The sequence below is a fragment of the Saccharopolyspora mangrovi genome, from assembly GCF_035320975.1.
Classification (GTDB): domain Bacteria; phylum Actinomycetota; class Actinomycetes; order Mycobacteriales; family Pseudonocardiaceae; genus Saccharopolyspora; species Saccharopolyspora mangrovi.
Genome location: NZ_JAWLNX010000004.1, coordinates 139,458 through 164,560 on the forward strand (window position 1 = coordinate 139,458; position 25,103 = coordinate 164,560).

Below are 25,103 nucleotides of genomic sequence, written 5' to 3' on the forward strand. Positions count from 1 at the left end.
GCGGGCCGCCACCGAATTTCTCGTCGGGAGCACCCGATCGGCCGCGTTGACATCACTGCGACGAGGGCGAAATGCCCCGTTCGGTCTTGTTGAATCAGTGCCTGAAATCAACATGAGGGGCGTTCGATGGCGTTGGATTTCGTGCTCACTCGGCGGCAGATGGTCGCGCTCGCGGCGGCCTACTCCACCGTCCAGACGGTGGAGCTGCTGCTCAACGGGCGTTCGCTGGGGGAGCGCAGCTTCGACCGCAAGATCACCACCGACGGCCGCGAGTACCTGGAGACCACCGAGCCGACCGGCGACGACAAGACCGTCACGGGCGGCCCGTTCCCCGGCAGCTACACCAGTCCCCACGGCAGCGCTGGCAAGCTGCACCTGACCTGGGAGGTGCCGTTCGAACCGGGTGAGCTGGTGGCGGTGGCCAAGCGGGGCGGCGCCGAGGTCGCCCGGGACGTGCTGCGCACCGCGGGCGAGGCGACCGAGGTGCGGTTGAGCCGGGAGGACGTCGGCGCGCTGTCGTTCGTCACCGCCGGGGTCGTCGACCCGGCCGGGGTCCCGGTGCCCTCCGCCGAGCACGAGCTGACCTTCACCGTCACCGGCGGCGACCTGCTCGGCACCGACAACGGGAAGCAGGACAGCGCCGAGAACTACCGGTCGGCGACGCGGAAGGCCTTCGGCGGCAAGGCGTTGGCGATCGTTCCCAGCGGAGCCGACGTGCGCGCGGCGATGGCGGCTCCGGCCCGGCCGAGCCAGACCACTGTGGACGCGAGCTACTCCGGTTCGGCGGAGGCCGTGCCCGCCAACATGATCGACGGCGATCCCGCGACGGCCTGGTCGAACCACTACGTCAAGGAGGCCACCGGGCTGCTGCCGGCGATCAGCGCCGCGCACGCGCGCGACTGGGTCTCGATCAGCTGGCCGGAGCCCCGCGCCGTCGAGGCGGTCGAGCTGACCTTCAGCGTCGACGCCGCGCACGCGGTGCCCGCCTCGATCGAGGTGAGCCGCTGGGACGGCACCCGCTTCGTCCCGGTGCGCGGCCAGCAGGGCGACCCCGCCGCCACGACCCGGATCACCTTCGAACCGGTCACCACCGACCGGCTTCGCATCGATGTGACCAGCGCTCAACCCGGTGCCGAGAACGGGTTCCTCGGCATCGGCGAGCTACGCGTCTAGTTCCGGCGGCTGCTCGGTGTGCCGGAGCGAGAGCCCGGTCCCCCAGCAGTTGGGGCACAACCGCTGAGCGGTGGTGAACTCGGGCAGGGAGGTCTCCCCGCCGCGCCGCACGTGCACGGCCGAGACCTCCCCCTGGCCACCGCAGTTCCGGCACCGCTCGCGCGGCAGCTGCTCGGCCGGCGCGGCCCGCACGTGCTCGACGACCTGCTGGCGCAGTGCGCGCAGCTGCGCGGGCTCCTCCTCGGGGTCCACGTGCCTGCCGAGCAGGTCGGTCTCGGCCAACGCCGCCTCGAAGGCGCGCAGCAGCTGTTCCACCTCGCCGCCGAGGGCGTCCTGCGCGCTCATCGCGCGCTCCGCCGGGGCGTCGTGGCGAGGCGTCGTCGTTGCGGTGTGGGTGTCATGGAGCCATCCGAATTCTTCCGCGGTGCCCCGGATTCGCGATCGTCCGGGACGGCGGGCAAGCATCGCAGAGCGTCCCGGCGTGAAATAGGATCGAATTCACATCGATGAATACGATTTGAGTACGCCCCAATCACGTGGGGATAACCTTGCGGGCCTGGTAAACGGGTAGTTGCGCTCGCTAAACGGTGCCGTGGCCAGGTCATGGACCTATCCGCATCGAATTCGCGTTATCCGAAGCGAGCACGTCCACATCGGACATTGAAACCCCTGGTAGACAGGTTGCGCGGGCTTGGATGAACGCCCTTAGGCGGATAGTTGAATTCCGCTTTCTGGTCCCGGAGTGGGGCTGGGCGGGACCCCTGGGGGGATTGGGGCCCGCCCAGCATTCAGCGAGGACCGACGAGGGGGAATGCCGGTGGCCTCGCAATGCAGCGGCGTCGGGGATTGGGGGCTGCGCCGCTACTAAGGATCATAGTAGATGTGAATCCCGTTGCCGGTCAACGGGCTTGCGAATGGCGGTCGGTCCTCAATGGATCCGAACACGTCGGCGAATCCGAAGTCCATTCACATAGAGCGCGCGACGTGCGGATCCGGACGTACGATGAGCCCCGGGGAGGAGGGGCCATGCGTTATCTGGGTGAGCTCGAAGCCGCGGTGATGCAGGTTTTGTGGGAAGCGGTGGAGCCGGTCAAGGTCCGAGAGGTGCTGGAGCAGCTCGACACCGGCCGTTCGCTGGCTTACACGACGGTGCTGACGGTGCTCGACAACCTGCACCGCAAGGGCTGGGTGCAGCGGGAGATGGACGGCCGGGCGTACCGGTACCGGCCGACGCGCACCCGGGAGGAAGCCGCGGCGCGGATGCTGCACCAGGTGCTCGACGTCTCGGGGGATCCGGAGGTGGTGCTGACGCACTTCGCCACCGCGATCAGCGACGCGCACGCGGAAGTTCTGCGCACGGCGTTGCGCGAGCGCGGCTGATCAGGGCTTGCGGGCGACGCCGCCGAGGATGAGGCGCTCCACCAGCGAGGTTTCGCGAATCCGGGGACCGTCCGGCCACCAGTCGTTGAGCTCGACGAGGCCAGGTTCGACGAGCTCCAGTCCCGCGAAGAACTCGGTGATCTCCTCGCGCGTGCGGTAGCGGCCGGAGCCCATCGAGGACTCGCGCCAGCGCTGTTCGAGCTCGCGAGCCATCCGGTGGCCCTCGGGCAGTTCCTCGCCGGGGTCCCACCAGTGCGAGATCGCCACGTACGAGCCGGGCGGCAGCGCGTCGACGTAGCGCTTCATGAACCGGGCGGGGTCGTCCTCGTCGTCGATGTGGTGCAGCGTCGCGCACTGGATCAGCACCAGCGGCCGCTGGAAGTCCAGCCGCGCCACCTGCGGCGCCGCCAGCAGCCCGGCCGGGTCGCGCAGGTCCGCGGTGGCGAAGTGGGTGCGGTCGTTCTCCTCCATCAGCGCCCGGCCGTAAGCGGCGACCGTCGCGTCGTTGTCGACGTAGACGACGGTGGAGTCGGGGTTGTGGCGCTGGGCGATCTCGTGGGTGTTCTCCGCGGTCGGCAATCCGGAACCGACGTCGAGGAACTGGTCGATGCCGACCTCGAAACCGGCGAGGTGCCGCACGACCCGGTTCAACCAGCGGCGGATCGACTTGGCGACCTCGTCGCCCTGGGGAGCCACGGCCTGGATCGTCTCGTAGACCTCGCGGTCGACCGCGAAGTTGTCCTTGCCGCCCAGGAACAGGTCGTACACGCGCGCGATGCTCGCCTTGCTGGTGTCAATGCCCGCCGCCGCCCCGACGTCGGCGGCCTCGGCTTCGAAATCCATCGTGCCGCGCTCCCCGTGGAGTTGATCACGTTTCGGGGGAGTGTAGCGGTGTTCATCCCATCGCGGGACCCGGATCGCCCAGCCGCTCCGCGCCGCCCGCTCAGGGAAGGCGCCGCAGGGCTTCCCGGGTGAGGTCGGAGAGGGCGGGGTAGCCGTCGACGGCCATGATGAGGTCCGCTTCGGCCAGGAGGCTGCGCAGGACGTGGACGACGCCGTCCACGCCGCCGAGGGCGAGGCCGTAGGCGTAGGGGCGGCCGATGCCGACCGCCGTGGCACCCAGCGCGAGCGCCTTGATGGCGTCGGCGCCGCTGCGCACGCCCGAGTCGAACAGCACCGGCATGCCCTCGGCCGCGTCGACCACCTCGGGCAGCACCTCCAGCGCGGGCAGCCCGCCGTCGGCCTGGCGCCCGCCGTGGGTGGAGCAGTAGATGCCGTCCACGCCGCCGTCCCTGGCGCGGCGCGCGTCGTCGGGGTGGCAGATGCCCTTGACGATCAGCGGCAGATCGGTCAGCGACCGCAACCACGGAAGATCGTTCCAGGTCAGCGGGTTTCCGAAGGTGGAGACCCAGCGCAGCACGGCGGCGCCCGGGTCCTCCTCGGGACTCTTGTCCAGGCCAGCGCGGAACACCGGGTCGGTGTAGTAGTTGCTCAGGCAGTGCCCGCGCAGCTGCGGGAAGTTCGAGGTCGCCAGGTCGCGCGGCCGCCAGCCGGGGATCCAGGTGTCGAGCGTGACGACGATGCCCTTGTAACCGGCCTTCTCGGCCCGCCGAACCAGGCTTTCGGCCAGATCGCGGTCTTTCGGCGTGTAGAGCTGGAAGAAGCCCGGCGTGTCGCCGAATTCGCCCGCCACGTCCTCCAGCGGGTCCGACGACAGCGTGGAGGCCACCATCGGCACCCCGCTGCGCGCCGCCGCGCGGGCGGTGGCCAGGTCGCCGTGCCCGTCCTGGCCGCAGATGCCGAGCACGCCGATCGGAGCCATGAACACCGGTGACGGCAGCGTCAACCCGAACAGGTCCACCTCGAGGTTTCGCTCGGTGGCGCCGACGAACATGCGCGGCACGAGCCCCCAGCGCTCGAACGCGGCGACGTTGGCGCGCTGCGTGCGCTCGGCACCCGCACCGCCGTGCACGTAGGACCAGACCGAGGGCGACATGGCCGCTTTCGCGCGTTCCTCCAGCTCCTCGAACTCCATCGGCAGGTCGGGCAGCACCCCGCTCAGGCCGTTGAGGTAGATCTCCAGCTGGTAGTCGCCGTACGCCATGCTCACCCTCCAGTGGGTCGGATCCGCCCGGAATCTAACCGACCGGAGCCCATCCGGCGAAGCGCTCGTCGACCTCTTCCGGCCGCAAGCCGAAGTCCGCCAGCGAATACCGGTGCGCGGGCTTGGCGTGACCTGCGGTGCTCTCGGCGAGCCCCCGCATCGCCGCGGCCGCGTCCTCGCTCAGCGGCAGGCCGAAGTGCTCGTAGATCCGCGCCACCACGCCGATCGGGTCGGCGACGAAGTCCTCGTAGCGCACGTCGAAGAACCGGTCCGGGTCGTGCCGGGCTCGCGCGGCGGTGAACTCCGCCAGCCCGCGCGACCACAGCTCCAGCTGGTCGCGGCCGATGGTCTCGCCGTGGAAGGTCTGCGACCACTCGTGGGTGGCGTGCGCGGCCAGGCTGCACACCGAGGCGATCGCGGTGCGCGGATCGCGATGGGTCTGGATCACCAGCGCGTCCGGGTAGGCCTCGAACAGCGCGTCCAGCGCGAACAGGTGGCTCGGGTTCTTCAGCACCCAGCGCCGGTCGCGGTCCGGCAGCCCGATCAGCTGCAGGTTGCGCTTGTGCCGGGCGTAGGCCGACGTCCAGTCCTGGCGGGCCAGCCAGCGCGAGTAGGTCGGCAGGTGCGCCAGGCACTCGTAGGAGATCGAGCGCATCGACTGCCGCAGCAGCTGCCAGCACTCCTCGACCTGCTCGGCGGACATGTAGTGCACGCCCATGAACTCCGGGTGCTCCACGTGGTGCTGGGTGTAGCCCTGCTGGATGCCCTGGAAGACCGGGTCGTCCTCCCACGTCGAGCGCGGCGGGCGCGGCTGCGGGACCTCGGTCAGCCACAGCTCCAGGCCCTGGTTGCCGGGGTCGGCGGTGAGCAGCCGGTGCAGCGCCGTGGTCCCGGTGCGCGGCAGCCCGGTGACGAAGATCGGTCGTTTGACGGCCACCTCGGCGTGCTGCGGGTGCTGCTTCCACGCGGCCTCGCTGAGCAGCCGCGCGGTCAGCGCGCCGCGCAGGAACGCGCGCTTGACCTTGTTGCCCAGCGGCGTCAGGCCCGCGTCCCGCTCGTAGGACTCCAGCAGCACCCCGAGACCGTCGGTGTAGTCGTCGGTCCCGAAGTCGTCGAGGCCGACCAGGCGGGTGGCCGAGGCGTGCAGGTCTCCGACGGTGCCGACGTTCTCGCGCCCGATGGTCATCAGCGGCTCCTCAGTGGTGGTATTCGCCTGCGTTGACGTCGAGGCACTGCCCGGTGACGATTCGCGACAGGTCGGAGATCAGGAACAGGCCGGCGTCGGCGATCTCGTCCGGTTCCGGGAGTTTCCGCAGGTCCGTGGTGGCGGCGGTCTCCTGGTAGACCTGGTCGCGGGTGACGCCGCGCTGCTCGGCGAGGTGTCCCAGGTACCACTTCAGCGAGTCCGCCCAGATGTAGCCGGGGGCGATGGAGTTGACCCGCACGCCCTGCGGTCCGAGTTCGCTGGCCAGGCTCTGGGCCAGCGACAGCAGGCTGGACTTGGCCATCTTGTAGGCGCCGTAGTTGCGGCGGGAGTGCCGCAGCACGGCCGAGTTCACCATCAGCACCGCGCCGCGGGTCTCGGCCAGCGCCGGGGTGAACAGCCGGGTCAGCCGCAGCGCGGCGATCGAGGTGGTCTCGAATCCCTGCCGGATCGCGTCCAGGTCGGTGTCGGCGAGGTCGGCCAGCGGCGGGATCGCGAAGGCGTTGTTGATCAGCGCGTCCACCCGGCCGAAGTGCTCGACCGACCGGTTCGCCAGCGCGGCGCAGTCGTCGGCGTCGGTGATGTCGGTGGGCACCACCAGGGCTCGGCGGCCCAGTTCGGTGACCTCCTCGGCGACCGCCTCGAGCCGCTTCTCGGTGCGCGAGGCCAGCACCACGTCGGCACCGGCCTGCGCGCTGCGCAGCGCCAGAGACCGGCCCAGACCGGGGCCGATCCCCGAGACGACGACGACCTTGTCCTGCAGCAGTCCGTCCAACATCGGCATCAACCCAACATCCGGTTGTGCACGGCGGCCTGCCGTGCGGCGACCCGTTCCCGCCACTGCTCGGCGGTGACGCGCGCCTGCTCGTGGTGCGGCAGGCGTTCCGGCAGCTCGTCGAAGGGCACGACCTCGACCTGCGGGCCGTCCTCGGGTCCCAGGTCGCGGGAGAGGCGCTGCCAGCGGATCTGCATGTAGCCGTGCTGGTGCCCGGTCAGCTCGATCCAGTTGGCCAGGCCCGGATCGCGCTCGGCGAGCACGAAGCGGATCTTGCCGTCGGGGTCGGTGTGCGCCTGCTCGGCGGTGAGGCTGGTCTGGTGGTTGGTGTAGTCGGTGGAGACGTACCAGGGGCTGCCGAGCTGAAAGCCCTGGTACGGGGCCTCGGACCGGGGCACGGTGATGATCATCGCCTGGTCCTCGGAGAGCTCGAAGTGCCCTGCCGAGGAGAACTGCGTGGCCAGGCCGCCCGGGGTCGATCGCGGCTCGTTCATCGTGTTCACCGGCTGGTTCAGGTAGAACCACTCCGGGAACGCCAGGAACGTCCGCAGCCGGCTCAGCAGGATCTTGCCCGCCACCCCGTAGCGCTTGGTCAGCAGGTCCATCGTGCGCGGCGGGGGAGCGGTGCCGGCGGTGTCGGCGCGCCGGATCCGGATCGTGCCGCGCCGCTCGGAGTCCCAGTCGCTGTAGACCTCGCGCACCACCAGCATCGCCGAACCCGGCGCGAGGGTGAAGTAGTTCGGCCCCGCAGGCCCCGGGCCGAAGCGCACCTCGAAGTCGCCGTTGTCGTCGACGTCGATCCGCCGGTCGTCGAAGGCGGCCAAGCTGTCCGGCACGTCCACCGGCGAGTAGTCGCCGTTGAGGACCTGGAAGCTCAGATCCGTCGTGCTGCCGCGCTTCCCGGTCACCACGTACTCGGCGTCGTCGCGGATGTAGGAGTGGAAGTACAGCGCGTCCGGGTTGTCCAGGCCCATCTTCGTGTAGGGGCCTGTGGACTGGACGAAGTACGGGTGGTCGCGCTCGTAGGCCCAGGCGAGCATCAGCGAGGCCTGGACGCTGCCGGCGAGGTAGTCGTAACCCTCGATCAGGTCTTGCTCGGTGCGGATGTGCTTGGCCTCCCGGATGACCTTCTCCGCTTCCACGACGGCGTCGGCGAAAGGTTGCGTGAGCACGGCTGCTCCTTCGTAGAACGCGTTCTATGACCAGCGGTTCGCGGTGAGCTTGAAGTGGGGGAGGTCGTCGAAGGTGTGCATCAGCTCGTAGGTGCGGGTGTAGCCGGTCCTGCTGATGCGCCACTGGCCGTCGGGCTCGCGCCGGTAGGTGTCCTCGTAGAAGGCCGCGCCCTTGATGAAGGTCTTGAACTCGGTGGCGATGACGGTGTCCTCGAAGCTCCAGATGCCGGTCGCCTCGTCGCCGTCGATCTCGATCTCGGGCTGGCCCGCGGTGTGGGTGGTGATGATGCTCGGGCCGAGGTTCTCCCGCATGAACTTCAGGATCTCCTCGCGGCCGGAGAGGTTCAGCTTCGAGCCGGTCGCCTCGGTGCCGTACTCGGCCACGGCGTCCTCGGTGAGCGCGTCGGCGAGCACGTGCCACAGCTTCAGGTCCACAGCGCGCAGGTAGCGGTACTTCACGCGCTTGATCTCCTCCAGTGCGACCAGGTCCATGACGCCTCCTTGGTTCTTCCGAGGTTGGCTTCGAAGGGGTGTGGCCCAGCTTTCCGCGCAGCTTGACCGAGCGCAAGAACTTGTTCTACTTTTCTGTGAAACTTGTTCTAGGTCCGATTCCGATCGGAAGGGCGGGTCCCGGTGACCACCACCTACGAGCTGACCCACCTGCGCGGCCTGGAAGCCGAGGCGGTGCACGTGTTCCGCGAGGTCGCGGCCACGTTCGAACGGCCGGCGCTGCTGTTCTCCGGCGGCAAGGACTCCGCGGTGATGCTGCACGTGGCCACCAAGGCGTTCTGGCCCGCACCGCTGCCGTTCCCGGTCCTGCACGTCGACACCGGCCACAACTTCGACGAAGTCATCGAATTCCGGGATCGCACCGTCCGCCGCCTCGGCCTGCGGCTGCTGGTCGGCAGCGTGCAGGACGACATCGACGCCGGACGTGCCGTCGAACGACCCGGCGCCGGCCGAAACCGGTTGCAGACAGGGACGTTGCTGCGCAGCATCGCCGAGCACCGCTTCGACGCCGTCTTCGGCGGCGCCCGCCGCGACGAGGAGAAGGCGCGCGCCAAGGAGCGGGTGTTCAGCTTCCGCGACGAGTTCGGCCAGTGGGACCCGCGCAACCAGCGGCCCGAGCTCTGGCACCTCTACAACGGCAGGCACCGCCAGGGCGAGCACATCCGGGTCTTCCCGCTGTCGGACTGGACCGAGCTCGACATCTGGCAGTACGTGCTCGACGAGGGCATCGAGCTCCCGCCGATCTACTACGCCCACCGCCGCACCGTCTTCGAGCGCGACGGCATGCTGTTGGCCACCAACCCGCACCTGAGCCCGAGCGAGGACGAGCAGCCCCACGAGGCCACCGTCCGGTTCCGCACGGTGGGCGATGCGACCTGCACCGGCTGCGTGCCCTCCACCGCGCGCACCGCCGCGGACGTCGTCGCCGAGGTCGCCGCCGCCCGAGTCACCGAACGCGGCGCCACCCGCGCCGACGACCGCATCTCGGAAGCGGGCATGGAAGACCGCAAGCGCGAGGGATACTTCTAGACCGAGGGGCTTCGATGACGCAGTTGCTTCGCCTGGCCACCGCCGGGAGCGTCGACGACGGCAAGTCGACGTTGATCGGCCGACTGCTCCACGACTCCAAGGCCGTCCTCAGCGACCAGCTCGAGGCCGTCGAACGCGCCAGCCGCGGCGAGGACGGGCCCGATCTCGCGCTGCTCACCGACGGGCTGCGGGCCGAGCGCGAGCAGGGCATCACCATCGACGTCGCGCACCGCTACTTCGCCACGCCCCGGCGCAAGTTCATCATCGCCGACACGCCCGGGCACATCCAGTACACCCGCAACATGGTCACCGGAGCCTCCACCGCCGACCTCGCGCTGGTGCTCATCGACGCGCGCAAGGGCGTGCTCGAGCAGTCCCGCAGGCACGCGTTCCTGGCCAGCCTGCTCGGCATCCCGCACCTGGTGCTGTGCGTGAACAAGATGGACCTGGTGGACCACTCGCAGCAGCGGTTCGACGAGATCCGCGCCGAGTTCTCCTCGTTCGCGATGAAGCTCGACGCACCCGACCTGACGTTCATCCCGGTCTCGGCGCTGCGCGGCGACAACATCGTGCACCGCAGCGAGAACATGCCCTGGTACGAGGGGACCTCGCTGCTGCACCACCTGGAAGAGGTGCACGTCGCCTCGGACCGCAACCTCATCGACGTGCGGCTGCCGGTGCAGTACGTCATCCGCGACGGCGACTTCCGCGGATACGCCGGGACCGTCGCCGGCGGCGTGCTCAAACCCGGGGACGACGTCGTGGTGCTGCCCTCCGGCTTCACCAGCGGCATCGAGGAGATCTGGGGCCCGGGCGGCGAACCCGAGGAGGAGGCCTTCACCCCGCAGGCGGTGACCGTGCGGCTCACCGACGACCTGGACGTCGCGCGCGGCGACCTGATCTGCCGCCCGCAGAACCGCCCGCACACCGGCCAGGACGTCGACGCCCTCGTCTGCTGGCTCACCGAGCAGTCCACGTTGGAACCGGGTGCCCGCTACGCGGTCCAGCACACCACGCGCAGCACGCGCGCCCAGGTGCGGCAGCTGGACTACCGGCTCGACATCAACACCCTGCACCGCGACACCGGGGCGAAGTCGTTGTCGCTCAACGAGATCGGCCGGATCAGGCTGCGCACCCAGCAGCCGCTGCTGTTCGACGCCTACCGGCGCAACCGCACCACCGGCAGCTTCATCCTCGTCGACGAGGACACCAACAACACCGTCGCGGCGGGCATGATCACCGGACCGGACGTGGCCGAGTCCGCCGTGACGTGGGTGTCGACCGCCGTGCGCCGGGAGCAGCGGCGCACCCGGGGTGCGACGGTGTGGTTCACCGGGCTGTCGGGGTCCGGGAAGTCCAGCGTGGCCGTCGAGCTGGAGCGCAGGCTGGTCGCCGCGGGCCGGCCCGCGTACCTGCTCGACGGCGACAACCTGCGGCACGGGCTCAACGCCGACCTGGGCTTCAGCGCTGCGGACCGGGCCGAGAACGTGCGCCGGGTCGGCGAGGTCGCGCGGCTGTTCGCCGACGCGGGGACGGTGTCGATCGCCTCGCTGATCAGTCCGTACCGCGCCGATCGCGAGCGGGTTCGGCAGGTGCACCGGGAGGCCGGGCTGACCTTCGTGGAGATCTTCGTCGACACCCCGCTCGAAACCTGCGAGGCACGAGACCCCAAGGGCCTCTACGCCCGGGCGCGGGCGGGCGAGATCACCGGGTTCACCGGGGTCGACGACGCCTACGAGGCGCCGCGGGACCCGGATCTGGTGCTGCGGCCGGACATGGGCGACCCCGGTCAGATGGCCGCGATGATCGTGGACCTGCTCGACTGACCCCGCGAGCCAGTCGCGATTAATCAGAAGTCGATCTGCTCGCGGTACTTCTTCGCCAGTTCCTGCAGGTAGGCCACGGTGTCGTGGCGTTCCAGGGCGGCGCCGCGAAGCCGGTCCCAGGCGTCGTTGAACAGGTTGAAGTCGTCCTCGTCGTCCAGGTAGAGCCCGCCGGCGACGTGCTCGACGAACACGAAGTCCTTGGTGCCGTCGGAGAACCGCATGATGGTGAAGTCGTTGGGCACGTACGGCAGCCGCACGTCGAACGGCAGGATGTGCACGTAGGCCTTCGGGTACCGCGACTGCAGGTCCAGTAGGTGCTCCACCTGGTCCAGCGCGACCGAGGGGTTCGGACCGCCCGGCATCCGGTGGAAGGCGGCCTCGCTGAGCACGAACCGGTAGTAGGGCGGGCGCGGCAGGTCGAAGACCTGTTTGCGGTCCAGGCGGTTGCGCACCAGCGCGGTCACGTCGGTGGCGCGGTCCTCGGAGAACTGGGTGAGCATGAAGTGCTCGGACTGCAGCGGGCCGGGGATGCGCTCGCCGTGCCAGCTGAGGATCTCGGTGGCGGCCGGTTCGAGGTCGGTGAAGGTGCGGAACCACTGCGGCACCGCCGAGCGGTACCCGGCCCACTGGCCGCGCTGCCCGGAGCTGGAGCGTGCCAGCTCCAGCATCAGCTCGGACTCGGCCTTGCCGGTGTTGAACGCCTCCAGCATCTTCTGCAGCTCGGTGTTCTTGACCGCGACCGCGCCCGTCTCGATCTTGTTGATCTTGCCCTGGCTGCATCCCAGCAGCTCGGCGACGTATTGCTGGGTCATGCCCGCGGCCTGCCGCGCGCGGCGAATCTCGTTCCCGAGCTGCCTGCGTCGCGAAGTTACCGTGCTCGGCACTGGATCTCCGCTCGTATGCTCTGCCGTCACCACGTCTGACAAGCGCAAACGCGTCTGTCAAGAACAACACTGTAATGCACTCGGACGTGGTTGCGCGGCAAACGGGTCGCCGCTGGTGTCGGAACACCAGTGGCGATTAATCAAGAAACGGCTGTGAGCTGCGGTGATCTAGCCGAGGTCGAAGTTCCCCTCCCTGGCGCGGTGGAGGAATTTGTTCCAGCTGGTCGCGTCGAAGTTGAGCAGGACGTCTCCGGTGAGGCGCTTGCTGTCGCGGACGCCGACGCGGCCGGGAACGGTCAAGTTCACCTCGACGCAGTTTCCCCCGTTCGGTCCGCAGGCGGACGCCGAACCCCAGCCGGTGGTGCCGAAGACCGGGCTTGCCGTCGGTTCCGGGTGAAGCATCGTGGTGCATCCCTTCCGAATCACTCGACTCCGTCGCTCGGATGTGCCTACGATTAATCGTAGACGATCCGGGGAGGGATCATGCCACTGGAGACAGCCGGGAGCACCCGGGGGGAGAGATCCGGTCGCTCCGGAAGGGAGCACGTCTGGGTCTTGCATACCGCCTCACGAGTGACATTGCGGCAAGCACACGCGATTTCGCAGGCGGATTGGCAGGAGGGAAACCCGCGTGCCGCGTGCGGGCTCCCCTTGGAGCATGAGACGATCGAGAATATTCCCTCAGATGGGGCCTCACCGTGCGGCCGATGCCTGGCAGCGACCGCAGGGATCGTAGGACTGGAATCCATCTGAGCGACTGATCACCCGGATTGGGTTGATTCCGGCGAGCAGCCGGGCGATCCGGACCGCATCAGGCAAGGCGCGACTTACAGTACGGCGTCGGGAAACGGCAGCGAAGGAGAGTGCGGATGCATCCGTTCCATTGGGTTCCGGCCCTAGGGGAGCGTCACGCGAGCACCGATCCCCGGCCTTCAGGGGGTTATCCGGCCGGCAGCACCATCACCACGCTCTGCGACCGCCAGATGCGAGCGGAAGTGGGGGAGATGGCCTGGCTCTGGACCACTTGCCCGGCCTGCAACGCAGAAGCGCACCGCATGGTCGGCGGAGTGCGTCAAACCGCCAACGTCTAGCTCAAGCTTGAGCTTCCTTGGAGGCCCCGCCTTCGAGGGCAACGAGAGCCGTCCGGTGACGCGGGATTCGATCCGCGACATCGGTGAGCGGCTGGTAGCGGGAGGTTCCCGCTCGGGTGGACTTGGCGCGGTACATGGCCTTGTCCGCCGCGGTGATCAGCTGGTGCATCCGGTGCACCGGTAACACCGCCATCCCCGCGCTGGCCGTGCAGCGGATCGGCATCTCCGCCATGACCTCGGCGGAAGCGATTCCGGAGCACAGCTCCTCGGCCAGCGCCTCGGCGTTCCCGGTGGCATCACCGCTGCTGGGTTCGGCGCCGAGCAGCACCACGAACTCGTCCCCACCCAGCCGGGCCGCGCACGCCGCGTGCCCGGCTGTTTCATGGATCCGCTGCGCCACGGCGACCAGGACGCTGTCGCCGAACTCGTGGCCGTACATGTCGTTGGTCTGCTTCAGCCCGTCCAGGTCCAGCAGGATCATCGCGACGTGATCGCCGGGGCGGGCGGAGAGGCGCTGGTGGTCGAGCGCGCGGTGCAGTCCCGCGCGGTTGGCCAGGCCGGTCAGCGGATCGGTGTGCGCGGCGCGGTCGGCGACCGCGAGCCGGCGCTCCAGGTCGCGCCGCTTGCGCCGGGCGGCGATCAACTGCACGGCCAGCACCGCGCAGAGGGCTAACGCGCCGACGGCCACCAGCCCGCTCATCGCGAATCCCGATCCTGGGTGGAAGCCGGGCGAATCGGATGCGCGCGGCGGATCTGCCCTCGCCGCGACAAGCGGATCATGCCCTCGGCCTCCTCCCACGCGCCCCGGGTCCGTTTGCCGGACACCGGGTTCCCGCTGACGGATCAAGATCGGCACTCGACCTGCTGCTGCTACTGTCCCGGACGGACCTTGCAGATGCAAGAACGTTTGCAAGAACACTTGCAAGCACGGACGCGATTTCGCCCGAATGTAGGAGGCACCCATGCCGGAGATCGTGGCGACCGAGGCTCCGCGGTGGGCCGACCTGAGCTGGCGGTCGGACCTGCGCTGGCGGAAGAGCGCGCACAGCAACCCGAGCGGCAACTGCGTCGAGGTCGCTGAGCTGGAGCGCGGCCGCATCGCGGTGCGCAACTCCCGCTACGTCGAGGGACCCGTGCTGGTGTACACGCGCGAAGAAATCGCCGCTTTTCTCGAAGGGGTTAAAGAAGGCGACTTCGATGATCTAATCTGCTGACTGGCTTTGGCGGCGATCGGACGCCGCATTGCTCCCGACGGGGGTATCGACATGATGGGCATCGAGCCGGAGAGACAGGGCAGATCCAGCGGCAAGCGCGATGCGCAGCAGGGCGGGACCGCAGCAGGGCCGACCGTGCTGCGCATCGCGCTCGGCGGTCAGCTGCGCCGCCTGCGCGAGGAGCGGGGGATCAGCCGCGAGGCCGCAGGTGATGCCATCCGCGGGTCCCACGCCAAGATCAGCAGGTTGGAACTGGGACGGGTCAGCTTCCGGGAGCGCGATCTCAACGACCTGCTGACCCTCTACGGCGTGCAGGAACCCGATGAGCGCGCCGCGTTCCTCTCGCTGGCGCGGCAGGCCAACGAGCCCGGCTGGTGGCATCAGTACGGTGACCTGCTGCCGTCGTGGTTCGAGACCTACCTCGGGCTGGAGCAGGCCGCCGAGATCATCCGCACCTACGAGGCGCAGTTCGTGCCGGGCCTGCTGCAGACCCCCGACTACGCGCGCGCGGTCATCCTGCTGGGGCACGGGCAGGAACCGGCAGGCGAGGTCGATCGCCGGGTCGCGCTGCGGATGCGCCGCCAGGACATCCTCACCCGTCAGGACCCGCCGACGTTGTGGGCGGTCATCGACGAGGCCGCGCTGCGCCGTCCGATCGGCGGGGAGCGGATCATGCGCGGGCAGATCGAGCACCTGATCCGCATCGCCGAACTCCCGAACGTGACCGTGCAGCTGCTGCCCTACAGCGTCGGCGGGCACGCCGCGGCGGGCGGTCCGTTCACCATCGTGCGCTTCCCCGAGTCGGACCTGCCCGACGTCGTCTACCTGGAGCAGCTCACCAGCGCCCTGTACCTGGACAAGCGCCACGACCTGGACCAGTACCAAGCGGTGATGAACATGCTCAGCGTGCAGGCGGCCACACCCGAGGACACCCCGCAGCTGCTGCGCGAGTTGATGGACGAGTACTGACCCGAGGAATGCGCATGGACCAGCAAGGCAGCAAGCTCCCGGTCGAGATCGACACCACCGTCGCGCACGAGGCGCGGGTCTACGACTACTGGCTGGGCGGCAAGGACAACTTCGCGGCCGATCGGGCGCTGGGCGATGCGATCGCCGAGCACATCCCGACCATCAAGACGATGGCGCGGGCGAACCGGGCGTTCGTCGGACGCGCCGTGCGCTACCTGGTGCAGGAGTGCGGGATCCGGCAGTTCCTCGACATCGGCACCGGGATTCCCACCAGCGGCAACGTCCACGAGGTCGCGCAGCGCGCCGAACCGAGCAGCCGCGTGGTCTACGTCGACAACGACCCGATCGTCCTCGCGCACGCGCGCGCGTTGATGACCAGCGGCGATGAGGGCGCCACCAAGTTCATCTTCGCCGACCTGCACGATCCGGACTCGATCCTGTCCGACCCGGCGCTGACCGGAACCCTCGACCTGAGGCAGCCGACCGCGGTGATGCTGGTGGCGGTGCTGATGTACTTCCGGGAGAACGCCGAGGTGCAGCAGGTCCTCGGCAAGCTGATGGAGGCGGTCCCCGCCGGCAGCTACCTGACGATCACGCACCCCACCGCCGACTTCGACCCCGAGGCGATGGCCGGCGTGGTGGCTTCCGCCGAGCAGTCCGGGATCCCGTTCCAGCCGCGCGACCAGGCCGAGGTCGCGGCGCTCTTCGACGGCATGGACCTGGTCGAGCCCGGTGTCGCCCCGGTGCTGGCCTGGCGTCCGGACCCGGAGCCCGCCGAGATCACCAAGCTCCACCCGGAGCGCCAGGTCGACCCGCGCAGCGCCTACTACTGGGCGGCGATGGGCCGCAAGCGCTAACTCGCCTCGCGGTAGGCGGTCGGGCCGAGCTCGCGCGGCGGTGCCGGTTCGTCGGGCAGGTCGGTGTCGATCGCCTCCTCGCCGGGCAGGGCTCCTCTTCCCGGGTCCGGTTCGCCGGCGCGGTGGTCGTGCCGGATGACCAGCAGCAGCACCAGCGCCGCCACCAGCGGCAGGTGCGAGACGAGGCGCCCTGCCGAGACGACGCCGGTGATCAGGTCCTGGACGCTGACGAAGGTGAGCACGGCCAGGAACGCGCCCAGCACCGGCAGCATCCCGGCACCCGCCCGGACCCGCCAGGCCGCCCAGCCGAACCCGGCTCCCAGCGCGAGGTTCCACGCGGTGCTCTCGTGGAACAGGTGCCCGGCCATCGCTTCGTGCCCGCCGGTGCCCAGCAGCTGCAGCGCTCCCAGCGCGATCTGCACGACGGCGATCGCAGCGAGCAGCACCCGCGGCCAGCGCCGGGTGGCCGGAGCGGGAAGCGCGCGCAGCACGGACGCGGTCAGGTCGGGCGTGATCGGCACCGCCCGCACCCGCAACTCCCTGCTCAGCGCGACGGCGCGACCCTCCCAGGCCCGGCACTCACCGCACTCGGCGAGGTGCCGCTCCACCTCGGCCGCCGCCACCGGCGACTCCTCGCCGTCCACCCGGGCCGACAAGGCCTCCCGGCACACAGAACACTCCACACCACTACTGTCGCGCCCCACCCCCGGAAAGTTCCCACCGGGTCACCCGGACCCGACCCCGCCACCAGGGCGGACGGAATACCGCGGTAATCAGGACACCGAATACCGCGGTAATCGGGGCTGCGAATACCGCAGTTCTCCGCGTTCGGGTGTCGTCTTGCCGGGGTGAGGCCGGTCAGCCGGTTTCTTCGTCGGGGTGGGATCGGGTGGTGACCAGTTGGTCGCGGGCTCTGGCGACTCGGGAGCGGATGGTGCCGATCGGGCAGCCGGTGATCTGGGCGGCTTCGGCGTAGGGGAGGCCGAGGACCTGGGTGAGGACGAGGGCTTCGCGGCGCTGCGGGTCCAGGTCCTGCAGCAGCAGGTTGAGCTCGACGACGTTCTCGAAACCGGTGTCCGGCGAGGTCGGCTCGGTGGCCGGGGTGGCGTGGGTCGTGCGCGGTCGGGAGCGCTCGTAGCGGATCTGGTCGACGACCACGCGACGGGCGATGGTCAGCAACCAGGTGCGGGCCGAGGAGCGGGCGTTGAACCGGCGGACGCTGCGGAAGGCGCGCAGGAACGTCTCCTGCGCCAGGTCGTCGGCGAGGTGCGGGCCCGCCAGGTGCGCGACGAAGCGCCAGACGTCGTGCTGGCTCTCCCGGATGAAGGCCTCCATCGCGTGCGGGTCACCGCGACGCGCGTGCAGCGCCAGCTCGGTCAGCCGCGCGTTCGCGTCCTCGGAACGACTCATAGCCGGGCAGGCTAGTCGGCCGCGAGCGCGTTGCGATCAGCTGATCGACTTAGCGTGATCGGACGCACCGCCCCGGTGCTGGGTTTTCCCGGTGTTCGGGAAGTTTTCGCCGTTCGCGGCTCAGCGGTGGGAACCGGCGCCGTGGGCGAACCCGGCGGAGTCGCGGCCCCGCGCGGGCGCGGTCTGCGCCTCCAACCTCGGCAGGGCGCGGCGCAGGTCGTCGAGCAGCAGGTCGGCCAGGTCGTGGCTGAAACCGTTGCGCACTACGATCCGCAGCACCGCCAGATCCGTGCGGTTCGCCGGGAACGCGTAGGCCGGAACCAGCCAGCCGCTGGCGCGCAGAGCTGCGGAAACATCGAAAACGGAATAATCCCGGACGTCGTCGCGGAGCTTGAAGGCGAAGGCCGGGATGTGGCTGCCGTCGGTGAGCAGCTCGAACGGCCCGAGCTCGGCGATCTCGCGGGCCAGCCGCATCGCCACGTCGCGGCACTCCTGCTGCACCCGGCGGAATCCGTCGAAACCCAGCCGCAGGAACGTGAAGTACTGCGCGGCCACCTGCGCGCCCGGCCGGGAGAAGTTCAGCGCGAAGGTCGGCATCTCGCCGCCGAGGTAGTTCACCCGGAACACCAGCTCGTCGGGCAGCGCCTCGGGCGTGCGCCACACGACCCAGCCGACACCCGGGTAGACCAGCCCGTACTTGTGCCCGGAGGTGTTGATCGAGGCCACCCGGGGCAACCGGAAGTCCCACACCAGCTTCGGATCCAGGAACGGCGCGATCATCGCCCCGGACGCCCCGTCGACGTGCACCGGGACGTCGGGACCGCCGCGCGCGGCCAGCTCGTCGAGCGCGCGGCAGACCTCGGCGACCGGTTCGTAGGAGCCGTCGAAGGTCGAGCCCATGATGGTCACGACGCCGATGGTGTTCTCGTCCACCCGCCGCAGTGCCTCCTCGGCCGAGAGCGTGAAGCGCTCGCCCTCCATCGGCACGTAGCGCGGTTCCACCTCGAAGAAGTTCGCGAACTTCTCCCAGCAGATCTGCACGTTGCTGCCGAGCACGATGTTCGGCGTGCCGGTGCCGCGCCAGCGGCGCTTGAGCGCGAGGCCGGCGAGCATGCACGCCTCGGAGGACCCGGTGGTGGAGCAGCCGACGACGTGGTGCGGGTCGGGCGCGTGCCACAGCCCGGCGAGCATCCGCACGCAGCGGTCCTCCAGCGCCGCGGTGCGCGGGTACTCGTCCTTGTCGATCATGTTCTTGTCGAAGCACTCCGACATCAGCCGGGCGGCCTGCGGTTCCATCCAGGTCGACACGAAGGTCGCCAGGTTCAGCCGCGCGTTGCCGTCGAGCATCAGCTCGTCGTGCACGACCTGGTAGGCGACCTCGGGATCGGTTCCGCGGGCCGGGAAGTCGTAGGTCGGCACGTGCACGGGTTCGCGGGTGAAGATCGGGTTCACCGCGAGTTCGCTGCGGTGCGGGCGCGGGGTGTTGTCCGGATGCGTCAGCGGCACCAGCCCAGGTTGCCCGCCGGGAGGCGTAGCAGCAGCGCCGAACGTAACTCGATCAGGTGGCTGCGTGGGCCCGGCGCGGGTTCGGGCGAATGGTCGTGGTGCGGCGCAGCTCAGCGGGGACGCCGCAGTCCGGCGGCGGGGTCAGCATCGCCAGCGGCGCGTCCGGCGAGCCGGGCTCGGGCAGCGCGAGCATCGCGCGGATCGTCCACTCGGCGGTCGCGTGGTAGTGCCAGGACACGGTTCCCGGGGCGAACAGGTCGGCGTTCGGCGGCAGCGGCATCCGGTAGGCCGTCGCGTCGTCCTCGGCGTGCAAGATCAGGACGTCCGCGCAGGTCTTGCGGCGGTAGGCCAGACCGACGGCGTGCGGGGCGTCGCGCGGCCCGAAGACGTAGGACTCCCAGCCGTGTTGCCGCATCTCGTCGAGCAGAGCGTCGACCTCGGATCCGCTCACCTGCACCGCCCCCTCGCGGCCGTGTGTGCAACGCCGGCTGTGTCATTACCCGTTAGTAACGTTGTAGCACACTTAGTCGGCCACTTGGCGCGATTAGTCGAGTTTTCGCCCCGTCGTGGGTCGGTGCCTCCGCGCGATTCCTCGCAGTAGTCGTTCGGCAGTGGTGTGTTCGAGTCGCGCACGTCCTGCGGGCCGGGTCCCGGTGGCGACCCGGCCCGCGACCGGCTCACACCAGCTCGGGGCCGCCGTCTTCGCTGACCAGCTGGGCGATGACGTCGAACTCGTTGAACAGCGACCACTCCTCGACGATGCGGCCGTGCATCACGTAGAGCTGCGACATGCCCCAGAGGTGGGCGCGCCTGCCGGTGGGCTTGCCGTAGAGGCCGAAACCGCGGTGCGTGCCGGCGCCCGACCAGCGCACCGAGATGCTGTAGCCGTCGGTGTCGTTGCCCATCCAGTAGACCTCGTCGACCTGCACGCCCAGGTCGGGGAAGGTCGCCAGCAGGCCGCGCGCCATCGCGCGCACGTCCGACCGGCCGTAGCCGGTGCGGTTGGTGGTGCCGTGCCAGCGGACGTTCTCGGCGTAGACGCGGTCGACCGCGCTCAGGTCGCGCCGGTTGTAGATGTTGTGCCACAGCGCCCGCACTGTGCCTTCCACGTCGAAACCGGCCCCGTTGTCCGGTTCGGGCAGCGCGACCGGCTTGCGGCCACCGACCAGTCGCAGCGCCTCCGAGGAGGGGCGCTCCGAGACCGGGACGAGGCCGCCTTCGCGGGCGTAGGTGCGCGCTGCCTCGGCCACGTCGATGCCGAGCTGCTGGAGCTTGGCGGCGGTGTTGTAGAGGACCCACTCCTCGTAGATCTCGTTCTGCCACACCACGCAGTTGGCCATCACCCAGGTTTCGAGCTTGCGCCCGGTGGGCGGGCCCCAGCGCCAGGGGCCGGTGTGGTGGCCGATGTTGATGGCCCGGTGCGAGGTGACGAAACCTTCGGTGTCACTGCCCGCCCAGATCACGTCGTCGGCGTAGTGGCGGCAGTCCGGGAAGGCGTTGATGCTCTGCGTCGTGCCGTCGATCAGGCGCTCCACCCCGAACTTCACGCCGCTGTCGTCGTAGAGGCGGCAGCCCGGCGCGTAGGTGTCGTAGATGTAGCCGATGTCCTGGTCTTCCCAGATGCGGTGGGTGATCCGGACGATGTAGTCGACGATGTCGGTGTAGGTGTCCTCGAACCCCTCCATCGACTGGCGCCGTTCGCCGCCGTAGTTCACCCCGCCCAGGGTGGCGCCCGCGCCGGGGCGCACGGCGATGCTGAAGTCGCTCGGCATCGTGCGCTCGCCGGACTTCATGGTGCCGCCGGGGGAACCTGCGGGCTGCTCGGAAACCTCGGTCATCGTTCATCCCCTTCCCGGAGGCGCTCCAGCCGCAGCGTCGCGGTGGCCTTGTGCGCCGCCATGCCCTCGTAGTCGGAAATGGTCTCCACGGCCTCGGCCAGCAGCGGCGTCGCCTCCGGCGAAACCCGCTGGTAGGTCAGCGGTTTCAGGAACCGCGAGACCGACAGGCCCGCGCTGTGCCGGGCGCCGCCCGCGGTCGGCAGCACGTGATTGGTGCCGGCCATGCCCTTGTCGGAGTAGGCGACGGTGCTCCACGTGCCCAGGAAGATCGAGCCGTAGTTGCGCAGCGCGTCGTGGTAGTACTCGTCGTCGGCGGTCTGGATCTCCAGGTGCTCGGGAGCCAGGTCGTCCATCAGCGCCACGGCCGTCTCGCGGTCCTGCGCCCAGGTCACCGAGCCGAAGTCGCGCCAGGCCGGGCCCGCGATCTCGGCGGTCGACAGCGACGCGAGCTGCTTCTCGGCCTCCTCCACGACCGCCTCGCCGATCTGCCGGGAGGTGGTGACCAGCGCGGCGGGGGAGTTGACGCCGTGCTCGGCCTGGCCGAGCAGGTCGGCGGCCACCAGCTCCGGATCGGCGGTCTCGTCGGCGATCACCGCCACCTCGGACGGCCCGGCCAGCAGGTCGATGGCCACCCGGCCGAACAGCTGCCGCTTGGCCTCGGCGACGAAGGCGTTGCCCGCGCCGACGATCATGTCCACGGGTGCTTCGCCGAGCAGCCCGAACGACATCGCGGCGAGCGCCTGCACCCCGCCCAGCACGAACACCCGGTCCACGCCCGACAGGTGCGCGGAGTACACCACCGCCGGGTCGGCCTTGCCGTCCTTGCCGGGCGGCAGGCAGGCGACCACGGTCGGAACCCCAGCGGCCTTGGCCACGCCGACGGTCATGAACGCGCCCGCGGTCAGCGGGAACCGGCCCGCGGGCAGGTAGGCGCCGACGCTCTGCACCGGCACGTAGCGATAGCCGGTGGTCAGGCCGGGGGCGAGCTCGACCTCGCCGTCGGAGAGCCCGGCCCGCTGCAGCTCGGCGAAGCGGCGGGTGCGCTCCGCGCCGAGCTCCAGGGCCGCGCGGTGCTCGGGCGTGAGGGCATCACCCGAGGCCCGCACGGCCTCCGGGGTGAGCTCGGCGTCGGGCCGGTCCCAGCCGTCCAGGTCGCGCGCGTAGCGCAGCACCGCGTCGAAGCCGTCGCGCTCGATCTCGCCGAGCATCTCCGAGACGCGTTGCGCCACAACCGGATCCTGCTGGGCCGCAGGGGTGTCCGAGGGCGCTTTGAGGTGTTCGAACCGCCCGGCCTTCTCGCCGAGCAGCCGTGGGCTGAATCGCATGAGGCGAACGCTAAGCGGGTCTGGACCACAGGACAAGAGTGGAGTTTCTTGTACCAAGCATAGGGCAACCCTATGCGATCACGGTGCGCTAATCCGTATGCACATCCGGTGGTGATCCGCCCTGGCCCTCGCGCATCCTGGATTCATCCGTATGCATGTGGGGCTTGACACACGATTCGGGCGCTGCAACTCTCTTGCGAATCCCGCCGACTCGTCCCATCGAGAAGCAGGCATGCGCGGGCCAAGGAGCCCGCCCCGATCTCGGAGCAGCGTTTGTCGACCTCAACTCCCGTGCCCGAAAAGCAGGCACAGTCCCCAGCGCCGATGCGCAAGGCCGTCACGGCCGGCGTGATCGGAAACTTCGTCGAGCAGTTCGACTTCGGCATCTACGGTTACCTCGCACCGGTCATGGCACCGGTGTTCTTCCCGTCGCAGAACCCGGTCGTCGGGGTGCTGAGCACCTACGCGATCCTCGCCATCGGCACCATCATCCGACCGCTGGGCGGCATGATCCTCGGCCGCTGGGGCGACCGCTTCGGCCGCCGGTCCGTCCTGCTGTGGACGATCGCGTTGATGGGTCTGTGCACCGCCCTGATCGGTGTGCTGCCCACCTACCAGCAGGTCGGCGTGCTCGCGCCGCTGCTGCTGTTGCTGATGCGGATGGTGCAGGCGCTGATCTCCGGTGGTGAGTACGTCGGCGCCATCGCGTTCGTCGTGGAGTGGGCCGAACCGAAGCGGCGCGCCTACTACACCTCGTTCGTCTCGATCAGCGTGTTCGTCGGAATCCTCGGCGGCGCCGGGACTTCCGCGCTGACCGCCGTCATTTTCGACGACGCCGCGCTGCAGAGCTACGGTTGGCGCATCCCGTTCCTGCTGGCGCTGCCGCTGAGCCTGATCGGCCTGTGGGTGCGCAACCGCGTCGGCGAGACCCCGGAGTTCGTCAAGGCCACCGCCGACGGCTCCGACGTCGTCAAGGCGCCGCTGACCGAGGCCTTCAAGTCGCAGTGGCGCGAGATGCTGGTGTTCTGCGGCTCGTCGATCACCCTGGCGATCGTCTCCTACACCTGGGTCACCTACCTGCCGGAGTTCCTGTCGTCCCACGTCGGCCTGTCGCGCGCGGAAGCGCTGGGCTCCAACGCGATCTCGGTCGCGGTGATCATCCCGCTGCTGCCGCTGGCGGGTGCTCTCTCGGACCGGATCGGCCGGCGCCCGATGCTCATCACCGGGTACCTGTCGGCGCTGGTGCTGGTGCCGGTGGCCTTCGCGGTCGCGCAGGTCGGCACGTTCACCTCGGCGGTGATCGCGCAGCTGATCTACGTGATCCCGGAGTTCTTCCTCACCGGCATCGTCACCGTCTGCGTCGCGGAGATGTTCGCGACCAGGACCCGCTTCAGCGCGGGCGGCGTCGCCTACAACTGCTCGTTCGCGGTGTTCTCCGGCATCACGCCGTTCGTCTCGGCCTTGCTGGTGAGCACCTTCGGCACGATCTACGCGGTCTGGGGCTACCTCGCGATCGCAGCGGTCATCTCCCTGGTGGTCGTGGTGAAGTGGATGGAGGAGAGCTACCGGCTAGACCTCACCACCGGAAAACCGATGGAATAGCACGAAGCGCCACTCAATTTGCGTAGCGGTGCGGGTAGCGGAACCTCAGCGGTTCTCTGGGTCCGGGCGCCACTCCTGATGTATGCCAATTACACGGCGTCGCGGCGTCCTCCCCAGAGAACCGCTGAGAACCCGCGGCGGTGCGAGTTGCGGGGGTGGTCTTCACATCTCGCGGCTGCGCCGCTTGCGCGCAAGTCCGAGGTGTCTTCCCAACGAAGTTCACGTGCTGGCCCAGGAAGTCCCGCTGCTGAGCAGGGTTTCCTGGGCCAGTCGGGCGAGTTCCCTCGTGGCGGGGGACAGCGTCCGGTTGCGGCGGTGGATCAGGGCGATGGTGTCGTGCAGCGGCTCGGCGAACGGTGCGGTGTGCAGCTCGGCCGGGAAGCGGCGGCTGTCGACCACGGCGCGGGAGGCGATCGTGTCGCCGATGCCCTGGGCGGCCAGCCGCAGCGCTGATTCCACGTGCTCGACCTCGATCCCGGCGTCGAGCGCGACCCCGGCCAGCTGGGCGCGCTCGGCCAGTTGGCGGCGGGTCGGATCGGCCCAGCCGTAGCGGGCGTCGTAGAGGATCAGGGGCGCGGTCGTCAGGTCCTCCACGGCGACCGGCCGCCTGGTTCGCTCGGGATCGGGGCTGACGTAGAGGACCTCGTCGCGGGCCAGCGGCGTCACCGACAGCGCTTCGTCATCGATCGGCAGCACGACCAGGCCCGCCTCCAGGTCGCCGTCGCGGACCGCGGCCGCGGTCTCGGCCGAGTTCTGGCCCACCAGGCGCACTTTGACGTCGGGGTAGCGGTCGAGGAACTGCCGCACCAGGTCCGACAGCAGGTAGTAGTCGGCGTTGCGCAGCAGGCCGAAGGTGGCCGTGCCGCCGCTGAGCGAGTTCAGCGCGCGCACCGCCGCGCCGCCGTGGTCCACGGCCGCCAGCGCCTGCTCGGCGAAGGGGAGCAGTGCGCGCCCGGCCTCGGACAGCGTCAGCTTGCGGCTGCCGCGCACGAACAGCACGGCCCCGAGCTCCTCCTCGAGCCGCCGGACGAGCTCGGACACCGAGGGCTGGGCCATGTCGAGCTCGGCCGCCACCGCCGTGAAGGTGCCGAGCCGGTGCGCCAGCAGGAACGCGCGCAGCTGGTTGAGGGTCACGGGCCGCACTCTACGACACCGGCAGACGGTTGCCGTGACGCTATTGACAGGGCTGCGGACAACGGCTTTTATCGATACATACGTATTCACTGGAGGTGCT

The 25,103-nt window shown here is 69.6% G+C and carries 26 protein-coding genes; 9 read left to right on the plus strand and 17 right to left on the minus strand.

The window, feature by feature from the left end; all coding sequences use genetic code 11:
• The first annotated feature begins 126 nt into the window (after positions 1 to 126).
• The gene (locus R4I43_RS07355; RefSeq protein WP_324264777.1) at positions 127 to 1,173 is read left to right on the plus strand and encodes a DUF4982 domain-containing protein; all 1,047 of its coding nucleotides are present in this window, start codon (positions 127 to 129) and stop codon (positions 1,171 to 1,173) included.
• Here the strand turns inward: R4I43_RS07355 and R4I43_RS07360 are convergent.
• Positions 1,162 to 1,518 (minus strand): hypothetical protein, encoded by a 357-nt coding sequence (locus R4I43_RS07360; RefSeq protein ID WP_324264778.1) that lies wholly within the window; start codon positions 1,516 to 1,518, stop codon positions 1,162 to 1,164. The genes R4I43_RS07355 and R4I43_RS07360 overlap by 12 nt on opposite strands.
• A gap of 681 nt (positions 1,519 to 2,199) precedes the next feature.
• Here R4I43_RS07360 and R4I43_RS07365 point away from each other — a divergent pair.
• Complete coding sequence (locus R4I43_RS07365) at positions 2,200 to 2,553, plus strand: BlaI/MecI/CopY family transcriptional regulator (protein WP_324264779.1); 354 nt, start codon at positions 2,200 to 2,202, stop codon at positions 2,551 to 2,553.
• On the opposite strand, the gene R4I43_RS07370 is transcribed toward R4I43_RS07365, so the two are convergent.
• The 6 genes from R4I43_RS07370 to R4I43_RS07395 all read right to left on the minus strand — a co-directional run bounded on the left by R4I43_RS07370 (position 2,554) and on the right by R4I43_RS07395 (position 8,300).
• Complete coding sequence (locus tag R4I43_RS07370; RefSeq protein ID WP_324264780.1) at positions 2,554 to 3,396, minus strand: SAM-dependent methyltransferase; 843 nt, start codon at positions 3,394 to 3,396, stop codon at positions 2,554 to 2,556. It lies immediately after the preceding gene.
• 100 nt (positions 3,397 to 3,496) lie between these two features.
• The gene (locus R4I43_RS07375) at positions 3,497 to 4,657 is read right to left on the minus strand and encodes a lactate 2-monooxygenase (RefSeq protein WP_324264781.1); all 1,161 of its coding nucleotides are present in this window, start codon (positions 4,655 to 4,657) and stop codon (positions 3,497 to 3,499) included.
• Positions 4,658 to 4,691: 34 nt separating this feature from the next.
• Positions 4,692 to 5,843: a sulfotransferase family protein gene (locus tag R4I43_RS07380; RefSeq protein ID WP_324264782.1), complete on the minus strand. Its 1,152-nt coding sequence runs from the start codon at positions 5,841 to 5,843 to the stop codon at positions 4,692 to 4,694.
• Positions 5,844 to 5,853: 10 nt separating this feature from the next.
• On the minus strand, positions 5,854 to 6,639 hold the full coding sequence (locus tag R4I43_RS07385) for an SDR family oxidoreductase (RefSeq protein WP_407691216.1): 786 nt from the start codon (positions 6,637 to 6,639) through the stop codon (positions 5,854 to 5,856).
• Between the two features lie 5 nt (positions 6,640 to 6,644).
• The gene (locus R4I43_RS07390) at positions 6,645 to 7,808 is read right to left on the minus strand and encodes a hypothetical protein (protein ID WP_324264783.1); all 1,164 of its coding nucleotides are present in this window, start codon (positions 7,806 to 7,808) and stop codon (positions 6,645 to 6,647) included.
• Between the two features lie 24 nt (positions 7,809 to 7,832).
• On the minus strand, positions 7,833 to 8,300 hold the full coding sequence (locus R4I43_RS07395; RefSeq protein WP_324264784.1) for a nuclear transport factor 2 family protein: 468 nt from the start codon (positions 8,298 to 8,300) through the stop codon (positions 7,833 to 7,835).
• 141 nt (positions 8,301 to 8,441) lie between these two features.
• Here R4I43_RS07395 and cysD point away from each other — a divergent pair, with 141 nt between their 5' ends.
• Positions 8,442 to 9,347 (plus strand): sulfate adenylyltransferase subunit CysD, encoded by a 906-nt coding sequence (gene cysD, locus R4I43_RS07400; protein WP_324264785.1) that lies wholly within the window; start codon positions 8,442 to 8,444, stop codon positions 9,345 to 9,347.
• Between the two features lie 14 nt (positions 9,348 to 9,361).
• Positions 9,362 to 11,173, plus strand: coding sequence for an adenylyl-sulfate kinase (cysC, locus tag R4I43_RS07405; RefSeq protein ID WP_324264786.1), 1,812 nt, complete (start codon positions 9,362 to 9,364; stop codon positions 11,171 to 11,173).
• Positions 11,174 to 11,196: 23 nt separating this feature from the next.
• Here the strand turns inward: cysC and R4I43_RS07410 are convergent, their stop codons facing one another.
• Together R4I43_RS07410 and R4I43_RS07415 are read right to left on the minus strand one after the other, a co-directional pair.
• Positions 11,197 to 12,057, minus strand: coding sequence for a helix-turn-helix domain-containing protein (locus tag R4I43_RS07410; protein ID WP_324264787.1), 861 nt, complete (start codon positions 12,055 to 12,057; stop codon positions 11,197 to 11,199).
• A 168-nt stretch (positions 12,058 to 12,225) separates the two neighbouring features.
• The gene (locus tag R4I43_RS07415) at positions 12,226 to 12,459 is read right to left on the minus strand and encodes a DUF397 domain-containing protein (protein ID WP_324264788.1); all 234 of its coding nucleotides are present in this window, start codon (positions 12,457 to 12,459) and stop codon (positions 12,226 to 12,228) included.
• A gap of 467 nt (positions 12,460 to 12,926) precedes the next feature.
• On the opposite strand from R4I43_RS07415, the gene R4I43_RS07420 reads away from it, so the two are divergent.
• Complete coding sequence (locus R4I43_RS07420; protein ID WP_324264789.1) at positions 12,927 to 13,148, plus strand: zinc finger protein; 222 nt, start codon at positions 12,927 to 12,929, stop codon at positions 13,146 to 13,148.
• 1 nt (position 13,149) lies between these two features.
• On the opposite strand, the gene R4I43_RS07425 is transcribed toward R4I43_RS07420, so the two are convergent.
• Positions 13,150 to 13,848 carry a GGDEF domain-containing protein gene (locus R4I43_RS07425; protein WP_324264790.1) on the minus strand — a complete coding sequence of 233 codons (699 nt, stop codon included), beginning with the start codon at positions 13,846 to 13,848 and terminating at the stop codon, positions 13,150 to 13,152.
• A 262-nt stretch (positions 13,849 to 14,110) separates the two neighbouring features.
• Here R4I43_RS07425 and R4I43_RS07430 point away from each other — a divergent pair, with 262 nt between their 5' ends.
• The 3 genes from R4I43_RS07430 to R4I43_RS07440 are packed head-to-tail and all read left to right on the plus strand — an operon-like array spanning position 14,111 to position 16,188.
• Positions 14,111 to 14,362: a DUF397 domain-containing protein gene (locus R4I43_RS07430; protein ID WP_324264791.1), complete on the plus strand. Its 252-nt coding sequence runs from the start codon at positions 14,111 to 14,113 to the stop codon at positions 14,360 to 14,362.
• Between the two features lie 51 nt (positions 14,363 to 14,413).
• Entirely contained in the window at positions 14,414 to 15,331 is a 918-nt protein-coding gene (locus R4I43_RS07435) for a helix-turn-helix domain-containing protein (RefSeq protein ID WP_324264792.1), read from the plus strand.
• Positions 15,332 to 15,345: 14 nt separating this feature from the next.
• Positions 15,346 to 16,188: an SAM-dependent methyltransferase gene (locus R4I43_RS07440; RefSeq protein WP_324264793.1), complete on the plus strand. Its 843-nt coding sequence runs from the start codon at positions 15,346 to 15,348 to the stop codon at positions 16,186 to 16,188.
• Here the strand turns inward: R4I43_RS07440 and R4I43_RS07445 are convergent.
• The 6 genes from R4I43_RS07445 to hisD all read right to left on the minus strand — a co-directional run bounded on the left by R4I43_RS07445 (position 16,185) and on the right by hisD (position 22,267).
• Positions 16,185 to 16,871: a zf-HC2 domain-containing protein gene (locus tag R4I43_RS07445; RefSeq protein ID WP_324264794.1), complete on the minus strand. Its 687-nt coding sequence runs from the start codon at positions 16,869 to 16,871 to the stop codon at positions 16,185 to 16,187. The genes R4I43_RS07440 and R4I43_RS07445 overlap by 4 nt on opposite strands.
• A gap of 175 nt (positions 16,872 to 17,046) precedes the next feature.
• Positions 17,047 to 17,598, minus strand: coding sequence for a sigma-70 family RNA polymerase sigma factor (locus R4I43_RS07450; protein ID WP_324264795.1), 552 nt, complete (start codon positions 17,596 to 17,598; stop codon positions 17,047 to 17,049).
• A gap of 120 nt (positions 17,599 to 17,718) precedes the next feature.
• Positions 17,719 to 19,104 (minus strand): glutamate decarboxylase, encoded by a 1,386-nt coding sequence (locus R4I43_RS07455; protein WP_324264796.1) that lies wholly within the window; start codon positions 19,102 to 19,104, stop codon positions 17,719 to 17,721.
• A gap of 52 nt (positions 19,105 to 19,156) precedes the next feature.
• Positions 19,157 to 19,555: a hypothetical protein gene (locus tag R4I43_RS07460; RefSeq protein ID WP_324264797.1), complete on the minus strand. Its 399-nt coding sequence runs from the start codon at positions 19,553 to 19,555 to the stop codon at positions 19,157 to 19,159.
• A gap of 226 nt (positions 19,556 to 19,781) precedes the next feature.
• Positions 19,782 to 20,942 (minus strand): ester cyclase, encoded by a 1,161-nt coding sequence (locus tag R4I43_RS07465; RefSeq protein WP_324264798.1) that lies wholly within the window; start codon positions 20,940 to 20,942, stop codon positions 19,782 to 19,784.
• Positions 20,939 to 22,267 (minus strand): histidinol dehydrogenase, encoded by a 1,329-nt coding sequence (gene hisD / locus R4I43_RS07470; RefSeq protein WP_324264799.1) that lies wholly within the window; start codon positions 22,265 to 22,267, stop codon positions 20,939 to 20,941. The genes R4I43_RS07465 and hisD overlap by 4 nt, the downstream gene beginning before the upstream one ends.
• 324 nt (positions 22,268 to 22,591) lie before the next feature.
• On the opposite strand from hisD, the gene R4I43_RS07475 reads away from it, so the two are divergent.
• Positions 22,592 to 23,869 (plus strand): MFS transporter, encoded by a 1,278-nt coding sequence (locus tag R4I43_RS07475; RefSeq protein WP_324264800.1) that lies wholly within the window; start codon positions 22,592 to 22,594, stop codon positions 23,867 to 23,869.
• A 219-nt stretch (positions 23,870 to 24,088) separates the two neighbouring features.
• Here the strand turns inward: R4I43_RS07475 and R4I43_RS07480 are convergent, their stop codons facing one another.
• Positions 24,089 to 25,003 carry a LysR family transcriptional regulator gene (locus tag R4I43_RS07480; protein ID WP_324264801.1) on the minus strand — a complete coding sequence of 305 codons (915 nt, stop codon included), beginning with the start codon at positions 25,001 to 25,003 and terminating at the stop codon, positions 24,089 to 24,091.
• Positions 25,004 to 25,103: the final 100 nt, after the last annotated feature.

What these genes read in the sequence shown, in the direction of transcription:
- R4I43_RS07355 (WP_324264777.1), top strand. Translation starts at nt 127, where the DNA reads ATGGCGTTGGATTTCGTGCTCACTCGGCGGCAGATGGTCGCGCTCGCG.
- R4I43_RS07360 (WP_324264778.1), bottom strand. Translation starts at nt 1,518, where the DNA reads ATGAGCGCGCAGGACGCCCTCGGCGGCGAGGTGGAACAGCTGCTGCGC.
- R4I43_RS07365 (WP_324264779.1), top strand. Translation starts at nt 2,200, where the DNA reads ATGCGTTATCTGGGTGAGCTCGAAGCCGCGGTGATGCAGGTTTTGTGG.
- R4I43_RS07370 (WP_324264780.1), bottom strand. Translation starts at nt 3,396, where the DNA reads ATGGATTTCGAAGCCGAGGCCGCCGACGTCGGGGCGGCGGCGGGCATT.
- R4I43_RS07375 (WP_324264781.1), bottom strand. Translation starts at nt 4,657, where the DNA reads ATGGCGTACGGCGACTACCAGCTGGAGATCTACCTCAACGGCCTGAGC.
- R4I43_RS07380 (WP_324264782.1), bottom strand. Translation starts at nt 5,843, where the DNA reads ATGACCATCGGGCGCGAGAACGTCGGCACCGTCGGAGACCTGCACGCC.
- R4I43_RS07385 (WP_407691216.1), bottom strand. Translation starts at nt 6,639, where the DNA reads ATGTTGGACGGACTGCTGCAGGACAAGGTCGTCGTCGTCTCGGGGATC.
- R4I43_RS07395 (WP_324264784.1), bottom strand. Translation starts at nt 8,300, where the DNA reads ATGGACCTGGTCGCACTGGAGGAGATCAAGCGCGTGAAGTACCGCTAC.
- cysC (WP_324264786.1), top strand. Translation starts at nt 9,362, where the DNA reads ATGACGCAGTTGCTTCGCCTGGCCACCGCCGGGAGCGTCGACGACGGC.
- R4I43_RS07415 (WP_324264788.1), bottom strand. Translation starts at nt 12,459, where the DNA reads ATGCTTCACCCGGAACCGACGGCAAGCCCGGTCTTCGGCACCACCGGC.
- R4I43_RS07420 (WP_324264789.1), top strand. Translation starts at nt 12,927, where the DNA reads ATGCATCCGTTCCATTGGGTTCCGGCCCTAGGGGAGCGTCACGCGAGC.
- R4I43_RS07425 (WP_324264790.1), bottom strand. Translation starts at nt 13,848, where the DNA reads ATGAGCGGGCTGGTGGCCGTCGGCGCGTTAGCCCTCTGCGCGGTGCTG.
- R4I43_RS07430 (WP_324264791.1), top strand. Translation starts at nt 14,111, where the DNA reads ATGCCGGAGATCGTGGCGACCGAGGCTCCGCGGTGGGCCGACCTGAGC.
- R4I43_RS07435 (WP_324264792.1), top strand. Translation starts at nt 14,414, where the DNA reads ATGATGGGCATCGAGCCGGAGAGACAGGGCAGATCCAGCGGCAAGCGC.
- R4I43_RS07440 (WP_324264793.1), top strand. Translation starts at nt 15,346, where the DNA reads ATGGACCAGCAAGGCAGCAAGCTCCCGGTCGAGATCGACACCACCGTC.
- R4I43_RS07450 (WP_324264795.1), bottom strand. Translation starts at nt 17,598, where the DNA reads ATGAGTCGTTCCGAGGACGCGAACGCGCGGCTGACCGAGCTGGCGCTG.
- R4I43_RS07465 (WP_324264798.1), bottom strand. Translation starts at nt 20,942, where the DNA reads ATGACCGAGGTTTCCGAGCAGCCCGCAGGTTCCCCCGGCGGCACCATG.
- hisD (WP_324264799.1), bottom strand. Translation starts at nt 22,267, where the DNA reads ATGCGATTCAGCCCACGGCTGCTCGGCGAGAAGGCCGGGCGGTTCGAA.
- R4I43_RS07475 (WP_324264800.1), top strand. Translation starts at nt 22,592, where the DNA reads ATGCGCAAGGCCGTCACGGCCGGCGTGATCGGAAACTTCGTCGAGCAG.